22 protein-coding genes are annotated in these 21,259 nt (G+C 66.2%); 3 read left to right on the top strand and 19 right to left on the bottom strand.

All coding sequences use genetic code 11. From position 1 onward, the window contains the following. Positions 1-18 precede the first annotated feature (18 nt). Together DFO58_RS00460 and DFO58_RS00455 are read left to right on the top strand one after the other, a co-directional pair. A complete protein-coding gene (locus tag DFO58_RS00460) occupies positions 19-1,755 on the top strand; it encodes a helicase HerA-like domain-containing protein (protein ID WP_120989068.1) in 1,737 nt (578 codons plus the stop codon). 61 nt (positions 1,756-1,816) lie between these two features. Beyond that, positions 1,817-2,839: a hypothetical protein gene (locus tag DFO58_RS00455; RefSeq protein ID WP_120989067.1), complete on the top strand. Its 1,023-nt coding sequence runs from the start codon at positions 1,817-1,819 to the stop codon at positions 2,837-2,839. Between the two features lie 33 nt (positions 2,840-2,872). Here DFO58_RS00455 and DFO58_RS00450 read toward each other — a convergent pair whose 3' ends face one another. From DFO58_RS00450 to DFO58_RS00405, 11 genes are all read right to left on the bottom strand, one after another. Then, complete coding sequence (locus tag DFO58_RS00450) at positions 2,873-4,126, bottom strand: MFS transporter (RefSeq protein WP_231735908.1); 1,254 nt, start codon at positions 4,124-4,126, stop codon at positions 2,873-2,875. A 197-nt stretch (positions 4,127-4,323) separates the two neighbouring features. Beyond that, positions 4,324-6,231 (bottom strand): NHL domain-containing thioredoxin family protein, encoded by a 1,908-nt coding sequence (locus DFO58_RS00445; RefSeq protein WP_120989066.1) that lies wholly within the window; start codon positions 6,229-6,231, stop codon positions 4,324-4,326. 176 nt (positions 6,232-6,407) lie between these two features. Further along, on the bottom strand, positions 6,408-7,148 hold the full coding sequence (locus tag DFO58_RS00440; RefSeq protein ID WP_120989065.1) for a hypothetical protein: 741 nt from the start codon (positions 7,146-7,148) through the stop codon (positions 6,408-6,410). Then, positions 7,141-9,225: a cytochrome c oxidase assembly protein gene (locus tag DFO58_RS00435; RefSeq protein WP_286163384.1), complete on the bottom strand. Its 2,085-nt coding sequence runs from the start codon at positions 9,223-9,225 to the stop codon at positions 7,141-7,143. The genes DFO58_RS00440 and DFO58_RS00435 overlap by 8 nt, the downstream gene beginning before the upstream one ends. Positions 9,226-9,323: 98 nt before the next feature. Then, complete coding sequence (locus DFO58_RS00430) at positions 9,324-10,490, bottom strand: Dyp-type peroxidase (protein ID WP_120989064.1); 1,167 nt, start codon at positions 10,488-10,490, stop codon at positions 9,324-9,326. Then, positions 10,483-11,052: a copper chaperone PCu(A)C gene (locus DFO58_RS00425; RefSeq protein ID WP_047119904.1), complete on the bottom strand. Its 570-nt coding sequence runs from the start codon at positions 11,050-11,052 to the stop codon at positions 10,483-10,485. The genes DFO58_RS00430 and DFO58_RS00425 overlap by 8 nt, the downstream gene beginning before the upstream one ends. A gap of 95 nt (positions 11,053-11,147) precedes the next feature. After that, positions 11,148-11,732, bottom strand: coding sequence for a copper resistance CopC family protein (locus DFO58_RS18375; protein ID WP_183043070.1), 585 nt, complete (start codon positions 11,730-11,732; stop codon positions 11,148-11,150). A gap of 50 nt (positions 11,733-11,782) precedes the next feature. Further along, the gene (locus DFO58_RS18370; RefSeq protein ID WP_183043069.1) at positions 11,783-12,391 is read right to left on the bottom strand and encodes a hypothetical protein; all 609 of its coding nucleotides are present in this window, start codon (positions 12,389-12,391) and stop codon (positions 11,783-11,785) included. Between the two features lie 141 nt (positions 12,392-12,532). Next, positions 12,533-12,817: an HU family DNA-binding protein gene (locus tag DFO58_RS00415; protein WP_047119907.1), complete on the bottom strand. Its 285-nt coding sequence runs from the start codon at positions 12,815-12,817 to the stop codon at positions 12,533-12,535. 272 nt (positions 12,818-13,089) lie between these two features. Beyond that, complete coding sequence (locus DFO58_RS00410) at positions 13,090-13,374, bottom strand: HU family DNA-binding protein (RefSeq protein ID WP_047119907.1); 285 nt, start codon at positions 13,372-13,374, stop codon at positions 13,090-13,092. A 169-nt stretch (positions 13,375-13,543) separates the two neighbouring features. Then, positions 13,544-14,536 carry an SDR family NAD(P)-dependent oxidoreductase gene (locus DFO58_RS00405; protein ID WP_053798647.1) on the bottom strand — a complete coding sequence of 331 codons (993 nt, stop codon included), beginning with the start codon at positions 14,534-14,536 and terminating at the stop codon, positions 13,544-13,546. Positions 14,537-14,670: 134 nt separating this feature from the next. Between DFO58_RS00405 and DFO58_RS00400 the strand changes: the two genes are divergently transcribed. After that, positions 14,671-15,282, top strand: coding sequence for a DnaJ family domain-containing protein (locus DFO58_RS00400; RefSeq protein WP_047119908.1), 612 nt, complete (start codon positions 14,671-14,673; stop codon positions 15,280-15,282). A gap of 60 nt (positions 15,283-15,342) precedes the next feature. On the opposite strand, the gene rpsN is transcribed toward DFO58_RS00400, so the two are convergent. From rpsN to DFO58_RS00360, 8 genes are all read right to left on the bottom strand, one after another. Further along, positions 15,343-15,648 carry a 30S ribosomal protein S14 gene (gene rpsN / locus DFO58_RS00395; RefSeq protein ID WP_047119909.1) on the bottom strand — a complete coding sequence of 102 codons (306 nt, stop codon included), beginning with the start codon at positions 15,646-15,648 and terminating at the stop codon, positions 15,343-15,345. 3 nt (positions 15,649-15,651) lie between these two features. After that, entirely contained in the window at positions 15,652-15,822 is a 171-nt protein-coding gene (gene rpmG, locus DFO58_RS00390) for a 50S ribosomal protein L33 (protein WP_022874359.1), read from the bottom strand. A gap of 2 nt (positions 15,823-15,824) precedes the next feature. Then, a complete protein-coding gene (gene rpmB / locus DFO58_RS00385; protein ID WP_047119910.1) occupies positions 15,825-16,061 on the bottom strand; it encodes a 50S ribosomal protein L28 in 237 nt (78 codons plus the stop codon). 330 nt (positions 16,062-16,391) lie between these two features. Then, complete coding sequence (locus DFO58_RS00380) at positions 16,392-16,892, bottom strand: MarR family transcriptional regulator (RefSeq protein ID WP_053799457.1); 501 nt, start codon at positions 16,890-16,892, stop codon at positions 16,392-16,394. Positions 16,893-17,179: 287 nt separating this feature from the next. Continuing rightward, positions 17,180-17,971, bottom strand: a complete 792-nt coding sequence (locus DFO58_RS00375; RefSeq protein WP_047119911.1) for an ABC transporter permease — start codon at positions 17,969-17,971, stop codon at positions 17,180-17,182. Beyond that, positions 17,972-18,898: an ABC transporter permease gene (locus tag DFO58_RS00370; protein WP_047119912.1), complete on the bottom strand. Its 927-nt coding sequence runs from the start codon at positions 18,896-18,898 to the stop codon at positions 17,972-17,974. Continuing rightward, positions 18,895-20,034 carry an ABC transporter ATP-binding protein gene (locus DFO58_RS00365; protein ID WP_113607530.1) on the bottom strand — a complete coding sequence of 380 codons (1,140 nt, stop codon included), beginning with the start codon at positions 20,032-20,034 and terminating at the stop codon, positions 18,895-18,897. Before DFO58_RS00365 ends, DFO58_RS00370 begins: the two co-directional genes overlap by 4 nt. After that, positions 20,031-21,254: a spermidine/putrescine ABC transporter substrate-binding protein gene (locus tag DFO58_RS00360; RefSeq protein ID WP_113607531.1), complete on the bottom strand. Its 1,224-nt coding sequence runs from the start codon at positions 21,252-21,254 to the stop codon at positions 20,031-20,033. The genes DFO58_RS00365 and DFO58_RS00360 overlap by 4 nt, the downstream gene beginning before the upstream one ends. Between the last annotated feature and the right edge of the window lie 5 nt (positions 21,255-21,259).

The following is a 21,259-nucleotide window of genomic DNA, read 5'->3' as shown; positions in this document are numbered from 1 at the left end:
GAATTTCTGCATTAGGCTATGGCTATGGAATCCGCGCTGCTGACAAACCTGATCAACGGGTACGCCTTCACCACCGACTGCCTGGAGCTGGGCGCTGCGATCGTCGACGGGGCCGCGCGCCCCGAGGCGCAGGTCCGCGTGCCGCTGTCGATGCTCAACCGCCACGGCCTGATCACCGGAGCCACCGGCACCGGCAAGACCGTGACCCTGCAGGTGATGGCCGAGCAGCTGGCGGTTGCCGGCGTACCGGTGTTCCTGGCCGACCTCAAGGGCGACCTCAGCGGCCTGGCCCAGCCGGCCGAACCCAGCGCGAAGCTCGACGAGCGCCTGGCCGGCATCGGGCACCGCTTCACCGCCCGGTCCAACAAGGTCGAATTCCTGGTCCTGGGCCAAGGCCCCGGCGGCATCCCGGTGCGCGCCACTGTGGACTCCTTCGGCCCCATCCTGCTGGCCCGCGTGCTGGAGCTGAACGAGACCCAGGAGCAGGTCCTGCAACTGGTGTTCCACTACGCCGACACCCGCAAGCTGCCGCTGGATGACCTCAAGGACCTGAAGTCGGTGCTGGAATTCCTGCTCGGTCCCGAAGGCAAGGAAGACCTGCGCTCGCTGGGCGGGGTCTCCCCAGCCAGCGCCTCGGTGATCCTGCGCGGGCTGACCATCCTGCAGGCCCAGGGCATGGACCCGTTTTTCGGGCAGCCCGAATTCGACACCGCAGACCTGCTGCGCAGCGAGGGCACCGGGATCATCAGCGTGCTGGAGCTTCCCGCGCTGAACCGCCAGCCGCTGCTGTTCTCCACCTTCCTCATGTGGCTGCTCGCTGACCTGTTCGACGAGCTGCCCGAAGCCGGGGACCTGGACAAACCCAAGCTGGTGTTCTTCCTGGACGAGGCGCACCTGCTGTTCAAGGGAGCGTCCAAGGCCTTCACCGAGGCAATCATCTCCACCGTCCGGCTGATCCGTTCCAAGGGCGTGGGCCTGTTCTTCATCTCGCAGTCCCCCGCCGACCTGCCCGACGAGGTGCTGGCGCAGCTGGGTACCCGGGTGCAGCACGCGGTGCGCGTGTTCACTCCCAAGGACGCCGAAGCGCTCAAGGAGGTCATGGGCACCTTCCCGGCCGGCGAACTGGACTTGAAGACCGCGCTCACCCAGGCAGGCGTGGGCGAGGCAGTGATCACGGTGCTCGGCGAGAAGGGCGTGCCGACCCCCGCCGCGTGGACGCGGCTGTCTTCCCCGGGCTCGCGCATCGGCCCGGCCGACGCCTCGGTGGTCTCCGGCATCATCGCCGCTTCCGCCCTGGCGGCCAGGTACTCCACCGCGCTGGACCGCGATTCGGCCCATGAAATGCTCACCGGGCAGCCCGCTGCCGCCCAACCGGCCCAAGCGCAGCCTGCCGCGCAGCCCGCCAACCAGCCCGGCACCCCGGAGCCGGCGTCCGCGAGCTCGCAGGGCGGGCCGGCGACCAGCGCTGACATCGACGAGGAAGCCCGGCGCATCGCCGAGTCCATCCTGGGCAAACCCACCACGGTACCGGCCAGCGACTTCCCGATGCCGGACTACCAGCAGGGCCCGGAGCCCGAACCTGCCCCGCGCTCCCGCCGCAAGGATTCGACACCGCAGGACTCGACCTCCTCGCGGCGCCCTGCCGAGCGCACGCAGAGCAGCGAGCTGATGGATTTCGCGTTGGATGCGGCGAACATGCTCGGGCGCGAGGTGCTGCGCGGCATGTTCGGCACCCGCAAGCGCAAACGGCGGTGAAACACCGCAATAAGTAGCCCGGTTTCAGGGTCGGCGGTGAAAACCGATAGCCTGAGACGTGATGAATTCTCGTACCTCAGCGCCCGTCACCGCTTCGCGCATCGCCGTGCGGTGGGCCATTGCCGCCGTTGTCGTCATAGCCCTGCTGGTCGGCGGCGCGCTGGCCGCCAACCGCCTGCTCTTCTCCCCGCAAAAGCAGGTCGCCTCGCTGCAGCAGTATCTGGCCGCGGGCGACGGCGCTCATGCGCTGGGCCTCATGCAGGCCACGGTGCCCCAGGGCGACGCGGTCGCGCTGGACGGCGAGGTGCTCAAGCGCACCCAGGAAGGCATCACCGACTTCACCGTCGACGCCGCCGTGCCCAGCGAGCATGATCCGGATCTGCGCCAGGTCACCGCGCACTACAAGGCCGCCGGGGTGGAGAAGGAGTCCACCTACACACTGCGCCACACCGGCAAGAACTGGCTGTTCTTCGACACCTGGGCCTTCGAGCCATCCACGCTGCCGACGGTGCAGATCAAGGCGAACACTGTCAACGAGGTCAACGTCAACCAGCAGGCCATCCCGCTGAAGGCCGGCACCAGCACGCTGCCGGTGTTCTACCCGGCGGTGCTCGACGCCAGCTTCAGCACCAAGAACTTCGAGGCCGACACCCGCGGCGTGGTGGTCACCGGGGTCGGCAAGCAGCCGGTGCAGATCGCGCTGAAGACCCAGCCGACCAAGGAATTCATCGCCTCCATCAGCGCCAAGGTCAAGAAGTACCTCGACGGCTGCGCCACGCAGCAGGTGCTCATGCCCTCGGGCTGCCCGTTCGCCTACAACACCACCGCCCGGGTGGATTCCTCCTCGATCAAGTGGTCCATCGACAAATACCCGACCATCGATGTCAGCTACTACAACGGCGCCTGGATCCTGGCCCCGCTGGAGGTCAAGGCCAGCGTGAATCTGGTGGAGCAGGACCTGCGCACCGGCGCCAAGGAAGCGAAGAAGGTCACCGAGAAGTTCTCCTTCACCGCGCACCTGACCACCAGCACCACCGAGGTCTCCGTGGCCCCGGTGGCCGGCGGCGAGCAGGCCGCCCGCTAGCCTGCGGCCCGGCCGGCGGCCAGCACGCGGCAGCTAGCGCAGGTTCAGCATTTCGCGGATCTGCGCGCGCAGCGGCACCGCGTCGTGGCGGAACTTCTGCCAGGCAACCAGCGCCGCGATGCTCGCGGCCAGCGACAGCCCGGCACCGATGGACACCGCCACCCGCACCCCCAGCTCCTCGGCCAGCCAGCCGATCAGCGGCGAGCCGATCGGGGTGCCGCCCATGACCACCATCAGGTACAGCGCCAGCACGCGCGCCCGGTATTGGGCTGGCACCGAGGTCTGCACCATGGTGTTGCAGCTGTTCAGGAAGGTCAGCGACGCCAGCCCCACCGGCACCAGCATGATGCCGAAGAGCACGTAGTTCGGCATCCAGGCGCTGGCCAGCGCGGAAATGCCGAAGGCGATGCCACCGCCGATCAGGTAGCGCCAGCGCGGGCTGGAGCGCCGGGCGGCCAGCAGCGCGCCGCCGAAGGTGCCCACCGCCATGATGCTGCCCAGGATGCCGAATTCGCCGGCGCCCACCCCGAAGGCCTCGGTGGCCATCATCGCGTTAGTCATCTGGAAGTTCAGCCCGAAGGTGCCGATCACGAACGCGAGCCCGAAGATCAGCAGCAGGTCGCGCCGGCCCTTCACGTAGCGGAATCCCTCGCGCACCTGCCCGCGCTCGCGCTTGACCGGCTTGGCCGGGTGCAGCTGGCCCTTGCGCATGAACACCAGCGAGGAGATCACCGCCAGGAACGAGGCGCCGTTGACTAAGAACGCCGGGCCGGTGCCGAAGGCGGCGATCACCGCGCCGGCCACGCCGGGGCCGGCAAGCCGGGCCAGGTTGAAGTTCGCGCTGTTCAGCGCCACCGCGTTGGCCAGATGGGTGCCCGGGACGATCTCGGAGACGAAGGCCTGGCGGGCCGGGGCGTCGAACGCTGAACCGATGCCCAGCAGGGTGGCCAGGATGTACACGTGCCACAGCGCCGCGGTCTCGGTGACCACCAGCAGGCCCAGCACGATCGCGCACAGGCCCATGAACGCCTGGGTCATGATCAGCAGCCGGCGCTTGTTGAAGCGGTCGGCGACCAGCCCCGCATAGGGACCGAGCAGCAGGATCGGCAGGAACTGCAGGCCGGTGGTGATGCCGGTGGCAGTGCCGTCGTTGTCGGTGAGGACCGTGAGCACCAGCCAGTCCTGCGCCACGCGCTGCATCCAGGTGCCGATGTTGGAGACCAGCGCGCCCGCCACCCAGTTGCGGTAGTTGGGTATTTCCAGAGCCCGGAACATTTGCGATGCCATCAGTATCTGCCGGATCCCTCCGGCGCCTCCCGCATCCAGTCTAGCCATGCGTGCGCCGGACTTGCTGAGGTTTCCTCATATTTCTCTTCCGGGGCGCTTGCGGGGCAACCACCGGGACCCCGTTGAATGCCCGATGCCGGCCCCGCTCGCGGTGAGCGGGGCCGGCATCGGGACGGGCCTGGGAGCCTGGCGGCAGGCTAGTTCACGCCGCGCAGGTCAAGCTGCAGCTCGTTCTCGCCCTCGGCGTCCAGCAGCACCGGGATGCCCCAGTCCTGCTGGTACAGGTGGCAGGCCGCGTGGTCCGGGATCTCGCCGCCTGGCTCGCCGTCGCAGGCGGCCGCGCGGGCGGTGATGTGCAGGACGCCCTCGGCAACCTGCGGGTTCAGGCTCAGCGTGCGGGTCAGGCCGGTGGAGGTGCCCGCGCCGTCGAGGATCAGCTCCTCGGGGCTGGCGGAGATCTTCAACTGGGTCGGATCTCCCCAGCGGTCATCGAGCTTCTGGCCCTTCGGCGCGGCGAAGCGTACCTGGATCGCGTGGGCCCCTGCCTGCACCCGGGTCTTGGGGCGCTGGGTCTGGCTGGCGCCCTCGTCGATGACCAGCGCCTCGGCGGGGATCGGGATGCGCACCAGCTGGTGGGTGTTGGTCTCCACCACCAGCAGCACCGGGTCGCCGTCCACGGAAGCGTCCACCAGCACGTCGGCCGGCTCCTTCAAGCCCTTGGCCAGGGTGGAGACGGTGTTGGTCGACGGGTCGAAGCGGCGCACCGCGCCGTTGTAGGAGTCGGCGATCGCGATCGAGCCATCCGGCAGCACCGCCACGCCCAGCGGGTGCTGCAAGCGCGCCTGCTCGGCTGCGCCGTCGCGGAAGCCGAAGTCGAACAGACCCGCGCCGATCGCGGTGTGCACGGCCACGGCGTGCCCTTCGGAAATCTCGATGCGGCGCAGCGCGCTGGTCTCCGAGTCGGCCACCCACACGTCCGCCCCTGCCAGGGCCAGGCCCGAAGGCTGGGCGAACCACGCCTCGGTGGGCTCGCCGTCGGCCAGGCCCTCCAGGCCGCTGCCGGCGAAGACCGACACGGCGCACGTGCGCGGGTCGAAGGCGAAGATCTGGTGGGTGCCGGCCATCGCGATGACCACCAGGCCCGATGGGTGGTAGAGCACGTCCCACGGGGAGGAGAGCGAAATGTTCAGCGCGTCGGTGCCCAGCTGCGTGGGCTGCTGCGCGCTGCGCGCGGTGTCCGCATCCAGCAGGCGCTGCACGCCGTTGCCGGCCAGCGTGCCCACCGCGCCGGTGGACAGGTTGACCGAGCGCAGGCGGTGGTTGACGGTGTCGGCGACGATCACGTCGTAGCCAACTTCTGCGGCAAGCTCCGCCGGCAGCGCGGTCAGCCCCTGCAGCTCGTTGAACTGCGCGGTGTCCGCGTCGCCGTCCGCGTAGCCCTTCACGCCGGCGCCGATGGTGCGCACCAGCTGCAGGTCGGCGGTCAGCTCCACCAGGCGGTGGTGGCCCGAATCGCCCACCAGGAAGTTGCCGTTGCCCAGCGCGATGGCCTTGCCCGGGAAGCGCAGGTCGCCTTCGCGGGCCTCGGGCGCCACGTAGGGTCCGTCGCCGCGGTGCAGGGTGCCCTTGGCCTCGTGCTCGGCGATCAGTTCCTCGATCAGCGAGCCCAGGCCTTGGGCGTGGCCCTCGCCGGAAAGGTGCGCGACGATGTAGCCCTCGGGATCCAGCACCACCAGGGTCGGCCAAGCGCGCGCGCCGTAGGCCTGCCAGGTCACCAGCTCCGGGTCGTCCAGCACCGGGTGGTGGATCTCGTAGCGCTCGACGGCGGCCGCCAGCGCCTCCGGGTCGGCTTCGTGCTCGAACTTCGGGGAGTGCACACCCACGGTGACCAGCACGTCGGAATACTGCGTCTCCAGCGGTCGCAGCTCGTCGAGCACGTGCAGGCAGTTGATGCAGCAGAAGGTCCAGAAGTCCAGGATCACGATCTTTCCGCGCAGGGCTTCGAGGTCCAGCTGCTTGCCGCCGGTATTCAGCCAGTTGCGGCCCAGCAGTTCGCTGGCGCGGACCTTGTAGTTGGCTCGGACCGAATCGGAAGTGGCGCTCATGGGCATCCTTTCGCAGTTGCCTGGGTGTGGCAGATTGTCTTCAATTATCCGCCACCGCACCGGTGGGGACTAAAGGTGTTAAGCAACGTTGAGTGCCGCCCCGGCAGGCGCCGGATTCGACTCCTGCGCAGTGCAACCAGCGCGCGCCCGGCGGTATTCCCCGCGCGCCTTCGGCGCTACTGCACCTGGGTCATCGCGGTGTCCAGGATGCTGGTGGCCACTTGGTTGAAGGTCTTGTCGTCCAGCGGCTGGGAGGAGACGAAGGAGACCATGGCGGCGTAGTTCCCGGTGGCGGAGATCAGCACCAGCGAATCCTGCGGGTACTTCCCGTTGCGCGTGTAGTACAGCGCCGAATCCACCGAGTCCACCTTCGGGTCGGAGAACTTCAGGGTCTCGGAGTAGTCAAGCCCGTTGATCTTCACGCTCCGGCAGTCAGCCAGGATGGCCGACACGTTCGCGAAGTGCTTCTTGAGCTCCTGGCGGTCCTGGTCGTTCTCCAGCTTGGCGACCTCGATGGAACCGGTGATGTTCTGCGACTCGTTGGTGAAGTCGGTGCGGGCCGCCTCGGTGCCCAGCTGCACCGGGGACCAGTTCAAGTCGTCGACCAGGGCCGCGCAGCTGCCCGGCAGCACCACGATGTCCTTGAGCGTATCGGTCGGCTTTTCGGCCAGCGCCTTGAGGTCCTTGCCCTGGATCTTCGCGGAGTTCGGGAAGCCCAGCTTGGCGGCGATCACGGCGCCTGCGGTGGCGGCGACCTCGGCGGTGCTCAGGTCCTGCACCTCCGGGGTCTGGGTGGCCGACTCCCCCGAAGCGATCTTGTGCGTCTGGTCCTGCGGCATCTCGGCCGGTTCGGCCGCGCAGGCGCTGAGGGTGAGCAGCAGGCCCGCTGCCATCAGTGCGGTGAACTTCTTAGCCACGGGTTTCCTTCTCGTCGATCTTCTTGTAGCGCTCGAACATCTGGTTGTAGGCTTCCAGCTCGGCATCGCCGTCGCGGTCGGCCTTGCGGTCGTAGCGTTTGGTGTCCTTGTTGTCCTGGCGCAGCCAGGAGACCGCGACCATGATGGCAAGCACCAGGGTCGGGACCTCGCCGATCGCCCACATGTAGCCGGCGCCCAGCTCCTGGTCGGCGATGGCGCTGCCGCCCCAGGTGCGGCCCATGTTGCCGAAGTAGTCCGGGGCCAGCAACTGGGTGGTGCTCATCAGCGCGACGCCCACGAAGGCGTGGAAGGCGACGGTGGCCAGCAGCGCCACCAAGCGGATCGGGTACGGGTAGCGCTTCGGGACCGGGTCCGCATCGATCAGCGAGAGCGCGAACAGGTAGCCGGTGAGCAGGAAGTGCAGGTTCATCAGCTCGTGGCCTGCGTGGTAGACCATGGCAGGTTCCAGCACCGGGGAAAAGTAGAAGATCACGATCGACCCGGCGAAGTTCACCGCAGCGAAGATCGGGTGGGTGATCACCTTCGAGTAGCGCGAGTGGATGACGTAGTTGATCCATTCGCGCGGCCCGCGGGTGCCGTCGGTGCGCGGGGTGAGCGCCTGCAGCAGCAGCGTCACCGGCATGCCCAGCACCAGGAAGATCGGCACGATCATGGTCAGCGACATGTGGTCGATCATGTGCGTGGAGAACTGCACCTTGCCGTAGACCGCGACGGCGCCGCTGGTCACGTAGAACAGCGCGGCCAAGCCGACGATCCAGCTGGCCAGGCGCAGGATGCTCGGCTTGTCGCCGCGGCGGCGCAGCGTGATGAACGCCCAGAGGTAGAAGGCCAGGCCGAACAGGCACACCGCCACCCAGATCCAGTCCATGCGCCAGACGGTGAACCAGCTGGACATGGTCGGCGCCTCGGGCAGGTCGTACCCGGTCAGCAGCCGCGCCGGGGACACCACCGGTGGGGCCTCGTCGCTGGTCGGCGGCGCGGTGCGGGCCAGCACGGTGGCCAGTGACATCACCGCGGCCATGATGGCGACCTCGACGGCGATCACGCTCCAGGCGGCCTTCAGGACGCTGTAGTCGCCCGCCAGCAGCTTCGGGATCACCCGGCTGCGGTGCATCAGGCCCAGCGCGCCGAGCATCAGCGTGAGCAGCGCCTTGCCCATCAGCAGGAAGCCGTAGGTGGAAAACAGCTGGCCGACCTCGGTCACGCGGATGACCGCGGAGGCCACGCCGGAGCCGATCATCAGGAAGATCGCGCCGGTGGCGACCGCAGAGAAGCGCTTGAGCACCACGCCAGCCAGCAGCTGGCCGCGCTGCCGGCCCGGGGCTTCGCCACCCATGGCAGGGGCAAGCAGGCCGAGCATCATGATGCCGCCGAACCACAGGACCACGGCCAGCAGGTGCAGGCCGATGGAGTTCACCGCGGCGAAGTGGTCGTCGCCCCCGGAGGCGTGGCCGATGAACGCCAGCGGGATGATGCCGGACATCGAGAAGACCGCGGCGAGCCCCACCCCGGTCTTGGAGCGCACTGCCAGCGCCAGCGAGGTGGTGATCGCGGAAATCACGACCATCCACGCCCAGGCGCGGCCGGTGGTGATGCCCATGATGTAGTCCAGCATCGCCACGGAGTACTCCGGGCGCAAGTTGATCGGGATGCCGGCCAGGTCCCAGAAGGTCAGCATCAGCACCCCGGCGGCGGACAGCGTCCACACCACGCCGGCGCCCGCGGCGATGTTCATGCAGCGGGTGAAGGCCGGGTGGTCGTGGGTCTGGTCCTCGGCCTCGCCGGCGGCCGCGCGCTTGGTCTTCACCGCGCGCGGCACAATGGCCGCCGCGAAGACCAGCGCCGCCACGGCCAGCGCCATGGAGGTGTGGTGGATGGCTCGGGTGGCGGGCAGCGCCCAACGCACGAACGGCCCGGGGTCTCCCAGCAGGCTCGGCGCGGCGATTCCGGCGAGGAGCACCGCCACCACGAAGGTGAGTGCCATCGCCAGGATCCCCGGCAGGATGAAGCGGGTGACTTTTGGCGCGCTCTCGCGCTGTGCAGTATCTATGGCCATAACCTTTCCATCATCTCACTTGCCCGCGCCGGAGCGGAGGCCGCTGGGCGGTTTTCTGCCGGTCGGCGGTGCATCTCACACCGCCGGCCGGCAGCGGCCTAGCCCAGCAGCTGCTGGCCCAGGTACATGCCCGGTTCGATGCCCGGCAGGATCGCGTACAGCGCCGATCCTCTCGGGGTCAGCCAGGTGTTCAGCAAGTCCGCCTCGGCCAGCCGACGCTGCAGCGGGATGAAGCTGGTCGCCGGGTCACGCTGGTAGCTGGCGAACAGCAGCCCGGAGGCCTCGCCGTCGACGAAGTTATAGCCGCGGCGGTGGATCGCCTCCTGCGCGCTGCGCGGCATCGCGAGCGCCACGTGGGAGTTCGCACCGATCACCGGCAGCCCCACCTCGTTCACGGCATCCAGGTCCACCGGATCCTCCGGCACGCTGCCGGTCAACGGCGAGCCGTCGGACTGCCGGCGCCCCAGCGCGAAGTCGCGCCCCGAGGTGGCGACCTCGTCCCAGCCTTCCAGGTCCATCTCGAACCGGCGCAGCGCCAGCGTGGTGCCATTGGCGATCCAGCTGGGCTGATCCGGCGTGCCGAACACTGCCAGCTCGCGGGTCTCCCCCTGGGGGTTGTTGACCCCGTCGACCTGTCCGAACAGGTTGCGGAAGGTGTCGCCGGAGCCGCGCTGGTGCATGAATCCGCGCTGGATGAACTGCTTGTCCGCCAGCCCGCGCAGGTTCTTGGACACCGCGCGCACCGCGTGGGCCAGCACCGTGGGGTCCTGGCCGCAGAACTGGATGAGCAGATCGCTCTGCCCGTACCGCTTGTGCAGCTTGTCCCCCGCGAAGCCCGGCAGCGTGCCGACCTTTGCGCCGCCCATGACATCCAGCAGGCTCTGGCCGACCCCGACCGTGAGGGTCAGGTCGCTGGGGCCGGCTGCCATTTCGGCCTCGGTGTCAGCCAGCACTCCGCGCCCGGCGGTCAGCCGCTGCGCGTCGTCGGTGATCATCTTCAGCAGCGAGCGCAGCTGGTCCTTCTTGCCGCCGTCTCGCCAGTTGAGGTTCCAGCCGACGAAGACCGCGTGGGCCTGCGGCGCGTCCAGGATCCCGGACTGGTACTTCCCGTGGAACGGGAGGTACTGCGGGCCCTGCTGCGCGGGCGCCGCGGCAGTGGCTGGCCCGGCCACGGCCTGCGAGGTGCCGAAGCCGGCGAGCACGCCGCCCAGCGCCGCGGCCGCCGAGGTGCCCAGCAGCATCCGGCGGGTTGGTGCATTAGCCATCGTGGTTCATCGATTCATGATCCATGGAGCCGTGGTCCATGCCGCCGTGATTCTCGTAGCTCTCCTTGGCGCCGGTGAAGTTGCGGACTTCGAACGGCACCTCGGTGCTCGATCCGTCGCTGAAGCTCAGGGTCAGCGACGCGGTTTCCGAGGCGACCAGCGGGGCCTTCAAGTCCATGTACATCAGGTGGGTTCCGCCGGGCTCAAGGACTGCGTCCTTGCCGGCTTCGATCTTCAGCGCGCCGTCCAGCTGCGACATCTTCGCGTCGGTGCCGGTACCGGTAGTTTCGTGGATCTGGATGACGTTGCCTGCCTGATCCTCGACCTTGGCCAGTTCGATGTCGGTGCTGCCGGCGTTGTGCAGCACGCCGAAGGCGGCGGTCATGCCCGTCTGGGCTGCCTTGGCCCAGGTTTCGCTGGCCTGCAGGGAGGATGCCTGGGTGGCCGGGCTTTCGGAAGCCGCCGCCCCGGTGGCGTTCGCGCCGTCCTGGGCGCAGCCGGTGAGCAGCAGTCCCAGTCCGAGCAGGGCGGCGGTGGTCTTCAGGGTGTTCTTGGTGTTCATGGGTTTCTCAAGCTTTCGGTGTGCAACCGGCGGCACGATTTTCCGGCGTGCGCAATCAACGGCACGTCGGGCGCGCCGGTTAGGAATGGGGAAGATTATTTGGTGTTGCGCATGAACTTGACCAGTACGGCGATGACGCCGCCCAGCACCACGACGCCAGCAATGATCCAGACGACCGGGTTCATCCCGGCGCCCAGGTCCTGCACCGGCTGGACCGGCTGTACGGTGGGCTGATCCGCGCTCGGCGACGCTGGAGCGCTTTCCGAAGCGGTTGCGCTCGGCACGGCAGAGGCAGGTGCGTCGACGGTGAAGTTGATGGAGTCCTCCACCGGGTGCCCATCGGAGGAGATCACCCGCACGGCCAGGGTGTATTCGCCGGAGGCAAGCTCGGCGTCCGGCACCACGGTGACGGTGGTGCCCTTGGTGCTGGCGGTGCTCGCGACCTTCTTGCCCGCTTGGCTCAAGGCGACGACGGTCGAGTCGGTGCCCGAGAGCTGCTGCAGTTCCGCGGAGAAGGTCATCGTGATTTCCTTCGGCGAGCTCTTCACGCTAGCGCCGTTCTCCGGGCTGGAGCCGGTGAGGAAGTCGTGGGCGTTGGCCGCCCCGACGGTTCCCAAGGCCGCCAGCAGTGCGACCGCCGCGCCGGCGATCAGTCGGGAGATGTTGTTACGCAGTTTCACAGTGGTCCTTCCAGGTCCCCGGGGTCCGGGGGAGTACGTATTGATGGGGTTCAGGCGCTCAATACGAAGGAAGGCGGTCCGCGCCGTTCGGGCAACCTGCCCAGCTGCGCAAGCTTGAGTTGGAAACGCAGCGGGTAGTAGCCGGGAATCGGGCGCAGTTCCGGGACCGGAATGCGGATCAAGGACAGGAGCAGTCGGGCTGATCCCAGGGTAAGCACCCCGCGCAGCGGAACGAGCAACCGCTCGGCGCCGTTCAGCACGAGGATGCTGGTTGCGGCGGCCAGCACGTGGGCGTAGAGCATCGATTCGCTCTGCACCTGGGCGTATTGTTCGACGATCTGGCCCGAGAGATCCACGGGACCGTGATGGGCCGCGTGTTCCATTGCGGCCAGCGGCCCGGTCTCGCCATGGCTCATCACCGACAGCGACAAGTGGAACAGCCCTTGGCTGAGCACAACCACCAGGCTGGTGGCCCACAGCGAGAATTTGCGTCCCAGCATGGCCATGGCGATCACGGCCGAGACGCAGGTGATCAGCAGCATTACCATCAGCGACATCTTGGTCGGTGCCTGGTGCGCGTGGGCGGCGAACGCGGTCCAGGTGCACACTGAAGCCGCGAGCCAACCGCGCACAACGCGGATCGCTGGGTTCTTGGGCACGTGGTTCAGCCGTTCGTCGACGGGTAGGTGATCACCGCTGATTCTACGCGAAGTAGAAGATTGCCTCAAAGTCCGGGGCATGCCAAAGGCCCGGGTCCGCGACATCGCGTGGAACCGGGCCTTCAGGAAAGCTTGCGGTGCTTACTTCTTGGCGACAGCGGCCTTCAGCTTCGAACCAGCGGTCAGCTTCACCGAGTGGCCGGCAGGAATCTCGATGGCTTCGCCGGTCTGCGGGTTGCGGCCGGTGCGAGCTGCACGGTCGGTGCGCTCCACTGCCAGCCAGCCTGGGATCGAAACCTTCTCGCCCTGCGAGATCTGCTCAACGAAAACGTCGAAAACAGCATCCAGAACACCGTTGACGGCAACCTGGGAGTTTTCGGTCTTCGCTGCAACAGCGGCAACAAGTTCGCTACGGTTCATAGCCAATGTATGTCCTCCTGGACTAGTGGTCCAAGGCCCGGTTCAGACCTCGAACGCCGCGCGGTCGCACGGACTTATCAGTCAAGAACATACCAAACCTGAGGGAGAGAAACGCCCGAAAACAGCGTATTCTCCGGGATTTTTTCAGCTATTGCCCATTTTTTGGGCCCAAAGGCGGCAATTCTTGACCCGAACGGCGTTAAAACGCTTAACGAAGCCGCCCGCCGGGCCGAAGCGGAGCTTCGTTCCGGCGGGCGGCTGCGGGAAGGATCGGGGTACTACTTCTTGGCGACAGCGGCCTTCAGCTTCGAACCAGCGGTCAGCTTCACCGAGTGGCCGGCAGGAATCTCGATGGCTTCGCCGGTCTGCGGGTTGCGGCCGGTGCGAGCTGCACGGTCGGTGCGCTCCACTGCCAGCCAGCCTGGGATCGAAACCTTCTCGCCCTGCGAGATCTGCTCAACGAAAACGTCGAAAACAGCATCCAGAACACCGTTGACGGCAACCTGGGAGTTTTCGGTCTTCGCTGCAACAGCGGCAACAAGTTCGCTACGGTTCATAGCCAATGTATGTCCTCCTGGACTAGTGGTCCAAGGCCCGGTTCAGACCTCGAACGCCGCGCGGTCGCACGGACTTATCAGAGATGAACTTACCAGCAATAACCGTCAATTCCTGCATCAATCCGCGGATTGCATGGAGTTTCTCCTGCCATTCGAGGTGTGAAAGTTCACGAAATCAGCCATGTGCGAACGGGTCGAATCCGTCGTTAGCCGCCGTGAACAGTTGCCAGGCGCGCTGCTGCAGTTGCTTGCTGCGGGTGCTCTTTGCGGGGCTGGCCAGTGTAATCGGGCCCTTCGAGACGTATTTGGGCCCCAGGTACACGCCGGTCGGTGCGGAGCCGAGGTCCGGGTTCAGCGCCGCCTCGACGATGGCGACCGCGCCTTCGTGTTTGCCCTGCGCGAAACCGGCCTGCAGCTGCCCCTGCAGGCGTTTGGCGTAGCCGGGCTCGTTGACGCCGGCGATCTGCGGAGTCAGCCCGGACACCGAATAACCTGGGTGCACGGTGATGGAGCGTGCCGGCCAGGACAGCTGGCGCAGGCGCCGGTCCAGAGCCAAGCCGAACCCCTGCAGCACGGCCTTGGACTGCGCATAGGCCCGGTAGGGGTGGTAGTCCTGCTCGAGTTTCAGGTTCTGCGGGTCGGCCTGCAGCATCAGGGTGGACATCGAGCCCAGCGCGATGAAGCGCAGCGGGTGGGACGCGAAAGTTGCGGCGAGCTCCCCCACGAGCCGCGCATGGCCGAGCACGTTGGTCGTCATCACCTGCTCGTAGCCGAGCAGCCCGGGCTGCCGCGTGCGCGGGGTGTGGATGATGCCGGCGTTGGCGACCAGCACGTCGATGGTGCGGCCGCGCAGTTCGGCGGCCAGACCCACCGCGGAGGCCATGGAGTCCGCGTCGAACTGCATGAATTCGAGTTGCGCCTGCGGCACGCGTCGGCGGATCTGCGCGGCGGCGTGTTCGGCCCGCGCCTGGTTGCGGCAGGCCATGAGCACGGTGGCCCCGCTCTCGGCCAGGGCCAGCGCGGTGAAGAAGCCCAGCCCGGCGTTGGCCCCGGTGACTACCGCGGTCCTGCCTCGGCCCAGGCCGGCCCAGCGGCCGCGGTTTGCATGGACGTCGCCCAGCGGTTGCGTGTACTGGGGTGCTGAATGTCTACCGGTGGCTTGCTGCATGGCTTCCACGCTACTATGCGCCCGCTGCGGGTTCCGGAAGGCTCGGGCCGGTTCGGCTGCGAATACGCCATGCCCGCCCGCACGGCGCAGGGGTCATCCTTGAACACGCGGTGGCACGGTGGGAAAATAGAGCCATGGGTGCCCCGAAACCTGACGAGAATGCGGCACTGAACGCCGCCCGTTACAAGTTGAGCCAATCGGCTGGCGAACAGTTGCCGGTGGACGAATACGCCGAGGCCACCGGCATGGCCCCAGTGGACAAGGCTCCGAGCACTCCCCTGCAGTTCTACGCCGAGGACGAGGCCTGGGAGGTCGCGAACTCCGTGCTGGACGAGGCCTTTGCTCGCGGCGACTTCGACAACCTCGCCTTGGCGGGAAAGAATATCGACCACATCACCAACACCACCGATCCGGACTGGTGGCTGAAGTCGATGATGCACCGCGAGAAGATCTCCGGTCTCGGCCCGCCGGCGCTGACGCTACGAGTGGAGGACGAGCATATGGACCAGACGCTGGACCAGCTGCCTACCGAGGCGGCGGTGCGCGAACATATCGAGGACTTCAACCAGCGTGTTATCGAGGCCCGGCGCCAGCTGCTGGGCGGCCCTCCGGTGATCACCGCCCTGCGCGATGCCACCGCCGAGGTCCTTGCCTGGCAGCAGCGACGTCGCGCCGCCGCCCCGGCCCATGAGGAACAGCCCGACCAGGCCACGCGCCGCTGGTGGCAACGCAGGAAGCGGGCTTAACGGCGAAAGCCGCCCTCCCGAAGGAGTGCGGCTTTCGCTAAGTCAGAAGACTTGCAGGTCTTACCAGGAAGACTTGGTGATGCCCGGGAGCTCACCACGGTGTGCCATGTCGCGGAAGCGAACACGGGAGATACCGAACTTCTGGAAGGTACCGCGTGGGCGGCCGTCAATGGCGTCGCGGTTGCGAACGCGCACTGGGGAAGCGTTGCGTGGCAGCTTCTGCAGGCCAACGCGGGCTGCTTCGCGAGCCTCGTCGGTGGCGTTTGGATCGATCAGGGTCTTCTTCAGTTCGAGGCGCTTTTCAGCGTAACGCTCGACGATGACCTTGCGCTGTTCGTTCTTTGCGATCTTGGACTTCTTGGCCATGTCTTAGCGCTCCTCTCGGAATTCTACGTGCTTGCGGACTACCGGGTCGTACTTCTTCAGAACCATGCGGTCTGGGTCGTTACGACGGTTCTTACGGGTTACGTAAGTGAAACCGGTGCCGGCGGTGGACTTCAGCTTGATGATCGGACGTACGTCCTTATCCTTCTTTGCCATTTTTAGAGCTTCACACCCTTCGCAATCAGGTCTGCAACAACAGCGTCGATACCGCGGGCATCGATGACCTTGATGCCCTTGACCGACAGGGTCAGGGTCACCTTACGGCGCAGCGAAGGCACGTAGTAGGTCTTCTTCTGGATGTTCGGATCGAAACGACGCTTGTTGCGACGGTGCGAGTGGGAGATGCTATGTCCGAAGGCCGGAGTAGTACCGGTTACCTGGCAAACAGCTGCCATGATCACTCCTCAGTTAGTTAGTAGTAAAAATTCGACGGTACTCGCGCGTGCTGCCCATAAGTGAATATCGACAGCACATCTGCGTTATGAGTCCCGCCAACCAGTGAAACACCGTTATTACTGCACACTAGGAAGAAACCAGGCTGGGTGAGAACCAACCGAAGAGCCTTAAAGTATGTAAGACGGTGAACTTCGCAGCCGATCGAGCATTTTCCCCGTACTCAGTGGGTTGCGACATTCGGTATTACGGGCTATTCGTGCATGCCAAGATCCCAAAAGATGGCATTACGGCATGCGCGATTAACGCCAGATAAGCTTATCGAGAATTTCTCAGGGTTCCAAATCCTTGGAAGGGTCCTGCAGGATCCAATGCTCCGGGTCCATCCCCGCGGTCAACTTGCGGGTAATTCGTCGAAGATCGTTAATGTCCTTGTCACTCAGGGATTCGAAGAGCAGCGCACGGACAGTTGCCACATGGTGGGGTGCCATGCGCACCACAGCCTGCCAACCAGCGTCGGTTAATGAGGCGATTTTCACACGGGCGTCTTCTTCGGACTGCTCGCGTGCCACCCAACCGCGGACCTCCAGTTTCTTCACCACGTGCGACAGGCGCGAGAGCGAAGCGCTGGTGCGCGATGCCAGCTTGGTCATGCTCATCTTTCGCCCCGTGGACTCCGAGAGCATCGCGAGCATGTGGTAGTCGAAAAGGGTAATGCCATCCAGAACCTGCAGGTCCGAATCGAGGGCGGCAGGCAGCAGCGTCAACACCGCATTCAGCCCCAGCCATGCTTCGCGCTCCTGCTCCGAAAGCCAAACCGGTGTCTCGCCCATGAAGTTGTCCCCTCTGTGGTCGTGCATCGCTCCCGCAGCATCAGCGGTGCGACGGTATTAATTTGCGGGCCGCAAGCGACCCACAGCAGCCCTTTCAACATTCCAAGGATGCGAAGCACCTCGCACTAAGGGGGAAGCATTTTGTCACTCTCTTGGAAAGAACGGTGCTGAGGGCTCCATAGTATGCGAATTTCTCCTCGGGTGACAGCGCAGAACAACGACAGATTCTCGCCGGGACGCCACAGAGGGAACCCGGGCGTGCCAGGTTCCCTCTGTAGCAGGCGTGTTTAGACCTTTTCCAGTTGCTTCTTCTTGCGGTAGCTGATGATCTGCCCGATGATCACCACCAGCAGGGCGACGATGAACATCGCCGAGCCGATCACGTTGGCCTGGGCGGGGATGCCGCGGGTGGCCGAAACGTAGATGAACTTCGGGAAGGTCTGGAAGTTGCCGGAGTTGAAGTTCGTGATGATGAAGTCGTCGAAGCTCATCGCGAAGCTCAGCAGCGCGGCGGCCACGATGCCCGGAAGCAGCAGCGGGAAGGTCACCTTCCAGAACGCCAGCCGCGGCGAGGCGTAGAGGTCGGCGGCGGCTTCCTCAAGCCGCGGATCCAGCGAGGACACCCGGGCGCGGACCGTGACGATCACGAAGGACATGCAGAACACGGTATGCGCGATCACGATGGTCCAGTAGCCCAGCTCCCATCCAAGGTTCAGGAACTGCGCCAGCAGCGAGGCGCCGAGCACTACTTCCGGGGTGGCCAGCGGCAGGATGATCAGCACGTCGGTCAGCTTGCGGAAGCGGAACTTGTAGCGCACCAGGCCCAGCGCGATGCAGGTGCCCAGCGCGGTGGCGATCAGGGTGGCGACGATGCCGACCTGCAGCGAATTGGCCAGCGACTCGCACACCGCCGGGGCGCCGCACGGGTTCGCCCAATTATCCCAGGTGAAACCGCGCCATTCGAGGTTGGTGCGGCCCGCATCGTTGAACGAGAACACGAAGATGTAGACGATCGGCACCAGCAGGTAGACGAAGGCCAGGCCTCCGACGACGGGAACAAACCAGCGTCCCAATTTCATTTACATCAGCTCCTTGGTGCCGAAACGCCGGATATAGATCGTGACCAGGATCAGGATGGAGACCATGAGCACGAAGCTCAGCGCCGCCGCCCCGGGGTAGTCGATGACCTTGAAGAACCTGGAATCGATCACCTGGCCGATCATCGTCGTATTGCGGTTGTTGCCCAGCAGTGCGGAGTTCACGTAGTCGCCGGCCGCCGGGATGAAGGTCAGCAGCGTGCCGGCGAAGATGCCCGGGGCGCTCATCGGCAGCGTGATCCTGAAGAAGGAGTTCATCGGGCTGGCGTACAGGTCGCCCGCGGCCTCCAGCAATCGGGTGTCCAACCGGCCCAGGTTCGCGTAGATCGGCAGCACCATGAACGGCAGGAAGTTGTAGGTCAGGCCGGCGACGACGGCGAAGGGCGTCGCGGTCAGGTGCCCGTCGGCTGGCAGGATCGCCACGAACTTCAGCGCCTGGGCGATGAAGCCCTCGTCAGCCAGGATCTGCTTCCACGCCTGCGTGCGCAGGATGAAGCTGGAGAAGAACGGGGCGATCAGCAGCACCAGCAGGATGCCCTGCAGCAGCGGCTTCTCGCGCAGCCGCACCGCCACCAGGTAGGCCATCGGGAAGCCGATCAGCAGCGCCAGCACGGTGGCGATCAGCGCGAACCAGAAGGAGCGCAGCAGCTCGGGCCAGTAGGCCGAGAGCACCGTCATGTAGTTGCCGATCTCGAAGCCCGGCACGAATTCGCCGATCTCAGCTCCCGGCGGCTTCACGTACAGGCTCATCGCCAGCAGCACCACCACCGGCAGCGCGAAGAACAGCGCCAGCACCAGCAGCCCCGGGGCCACCAGGTAGATGCCGGTGCGCCCCTTGCGGCGCTCGGCGCGGATCTCATCCTTGCTGCGCAGGTCGCTCAGGCCCGACTTGCTGATGGTCTGCGTCATTGCTCCACCCCCGCGTCCATGCGCTCGTCGCCGGCCAGGCCGAACGAGTAGTCGGCCTCCCAGTACAGGTAGACGGTGTCCCCCACGGCCGCCGGCTGCTGCCCGCGGTTCTGCGAGAAGGTGCCGATGCGCCCGATGCCCGGCACGTCCACCAGGTATTCGGTGGTGGTGCCGGTGAAGGACACGTCGATCACGGTGCCCGACAGCTCGTTGTGCGCCGCCCCGGAGGAGGTGCGGTCGATGGTGATCTTCTCCGGGCGCACGCCCACGACCACCTGCCCGCTGGTCTGCACCGCGCGGTCCTCGGGCAGCAGCACGCTGTGCCCGGCGACGTCGACCTCCAGCAGCCCGGCGCGCTTGCCGGTGACCTCGCCGCGCATCAGGTTCGACTTGCCCAGGAAGTTCGCGACGAACGCGGTGCGCGGCAGCTCGTAGAGCTCGCGCGGCGGGCCCATCTGCTCGATCCGCCCCTCGTTCATGACCGCGACGGTGTCGGCCATGGTCATGGCCTCCTCTTGGTCGTGGGTCACGTGGATGAAGGTCAGGCCCACCTCGGTCTGGATGGTCTTCAGCTCCAGCTGCATCTGCCGGCGCAGCTTCATGTCCAGCGCGCCCAGCGGCTCGTCGAGCAGCAGCACCTGCGGGCGGTTGACCAGCGCGCGGGCCAGGGCCACTCGCTGCTGCTGGCCGCCGGAGAGCTGGGCCGGCTTGCGGTTGGCAAGATGCGCCAGCTCCACCATTTCCAGCCCGGCCTGCGCCTTGGCCATCGCTTCGGGGTCCTTCTTGCGCTTCAGCCCGAACGCGACGTTCTCCAGCACGCTCATGTGCGGGAACAGCGCGTAGGACTGGAAGACGGTATTCACCGGCCGCTTGTGGCTGGGCAGCGAGGTGACGTCCTCGCCGCCGATCGAGATGCTGCCCTCGCTGGGTGCCTCCAGGCCGGCGATCATGCGCAGCGTGGTGGACTTGCCGCAGCCCGAGGGGCCCAGCAGCGCGAAGAACGTGCCTGAAGGGACCAGCAGGTCCAGGTCCTTGACGGCGACGAACTCGGCGAAGCGCTTCGTGATGCCGCGCAGCTCAAGGTCCGCCCCCGAGGTGCGGGTTTCTGGCAGGGTGGGTGCAAGATTGGCGTTCATACCCCGATCACTTCCTGGAATTGGTTCTGGAAATCTGTTTCTTCCTCCACCGACAGCTCGCGCTCGGAGCTGGTATTGGAAAGGAATTCTTCGGTCGGGAAGATCAACGGATCCTCCACGAGCTCGGGATCGAACTTCTCCATCTCCTCTTGGGCACCGAGAACCGGGCAGAGGTAGTTCACGTAGGCGGCGACCTCCGCGGCCACGTCGGGCTGGTAGTAGAAGTCCATGAGCCTCTCCGCGTTCTTCTTGTGCGGCGAGCCCATGGGCACCTGGAAGTTGTCGCTCCACAGCAGGCCGCCGCTCTCGGGCAGCGCGAACTCCCACTTGCCGCCCTCCTCGAAGTTCAGCTGCGTGATATCCCCCGAATAGGCCAGGCCGGCGATCGCGTCGCCGCTGATCAAATCCTGCTTGTAGGCATTGCCCTTGACCTGGCGGATCTGCCCGTTCCGGATATTACGGTCAAGCACTTCCAGGCTGCGGCCGAACTCGACCTGTCCCCAGGACCCGGCGATGTCCACGCCGTCGTCGAGCATCAGCATCGGCATCGTGTCGCGCATCTCGTCGAGCATGAAGATGCGTCCCTTGAGCTCCGGATCCCACAGGTCCTCGACGTTGCGCAGCCCCTTGGGGAACGCCTCCTTGTTCCAGACCAGGCCGGTGTAGCCGGACTGCCAGGTCAGGGACTTTTTGCGCCCCGGATCGAAGCGCACCTCCTGCAGCGCCGGCAGCAGGTTCTTGATGTTCGGGATGTTGTTGTGGTCCAGCTCCTGGGCGTAGCCCTGGCGGATGATGCGTTCGGTCATCCAGTCGCTGAAGACCATCAGGTCCTGGCCGATGTCCTGCCCGGCGGCCAGCTGGGCCTGCACCTTGCCGTAGTAGGAGTCGTTCGAATCGATGTCCTCCGCGTACTTTGCTTTCAGCCCGCTTTCCTTCATGAAGCGCTGCAGCGTCGGGTAGTTCTTGGCCTTCTCGTCGTAGTCAAGGTACAGGGTCCAGTTGGCCCAGTTCACCACGGCTTCGCTGTCCGACAGGTCGGTGGCCGGGGCCAGCGCCGCGGCGTTGCCCGAGCTGGTGCCCTTGGTCCCGCAGGCGGACAGCAGCCCGGCCAGGGCCAGGCCCGCCGCTCCTGCCAACACCGAGCGGCGCGAAGCCTGCGCCTGCTCGATGCCCTGCAACAGCCGTCGGCGCTGGTTATTGATAGCGCGTTGGCGCGTCATGCCAT

Source organism: Arthrobacter sp. AG1021 (genome assembly GCF_003633665.1).
GTDB lineage: Bacteria > Actinomycetota > Actinomycetes > Actinomycetales > Micrococcaceae > Glutamicibacter > Glutamicibacter soli.
This window is presented reverse-complemented; position numbering and strand designations above follow the sequence as displayed.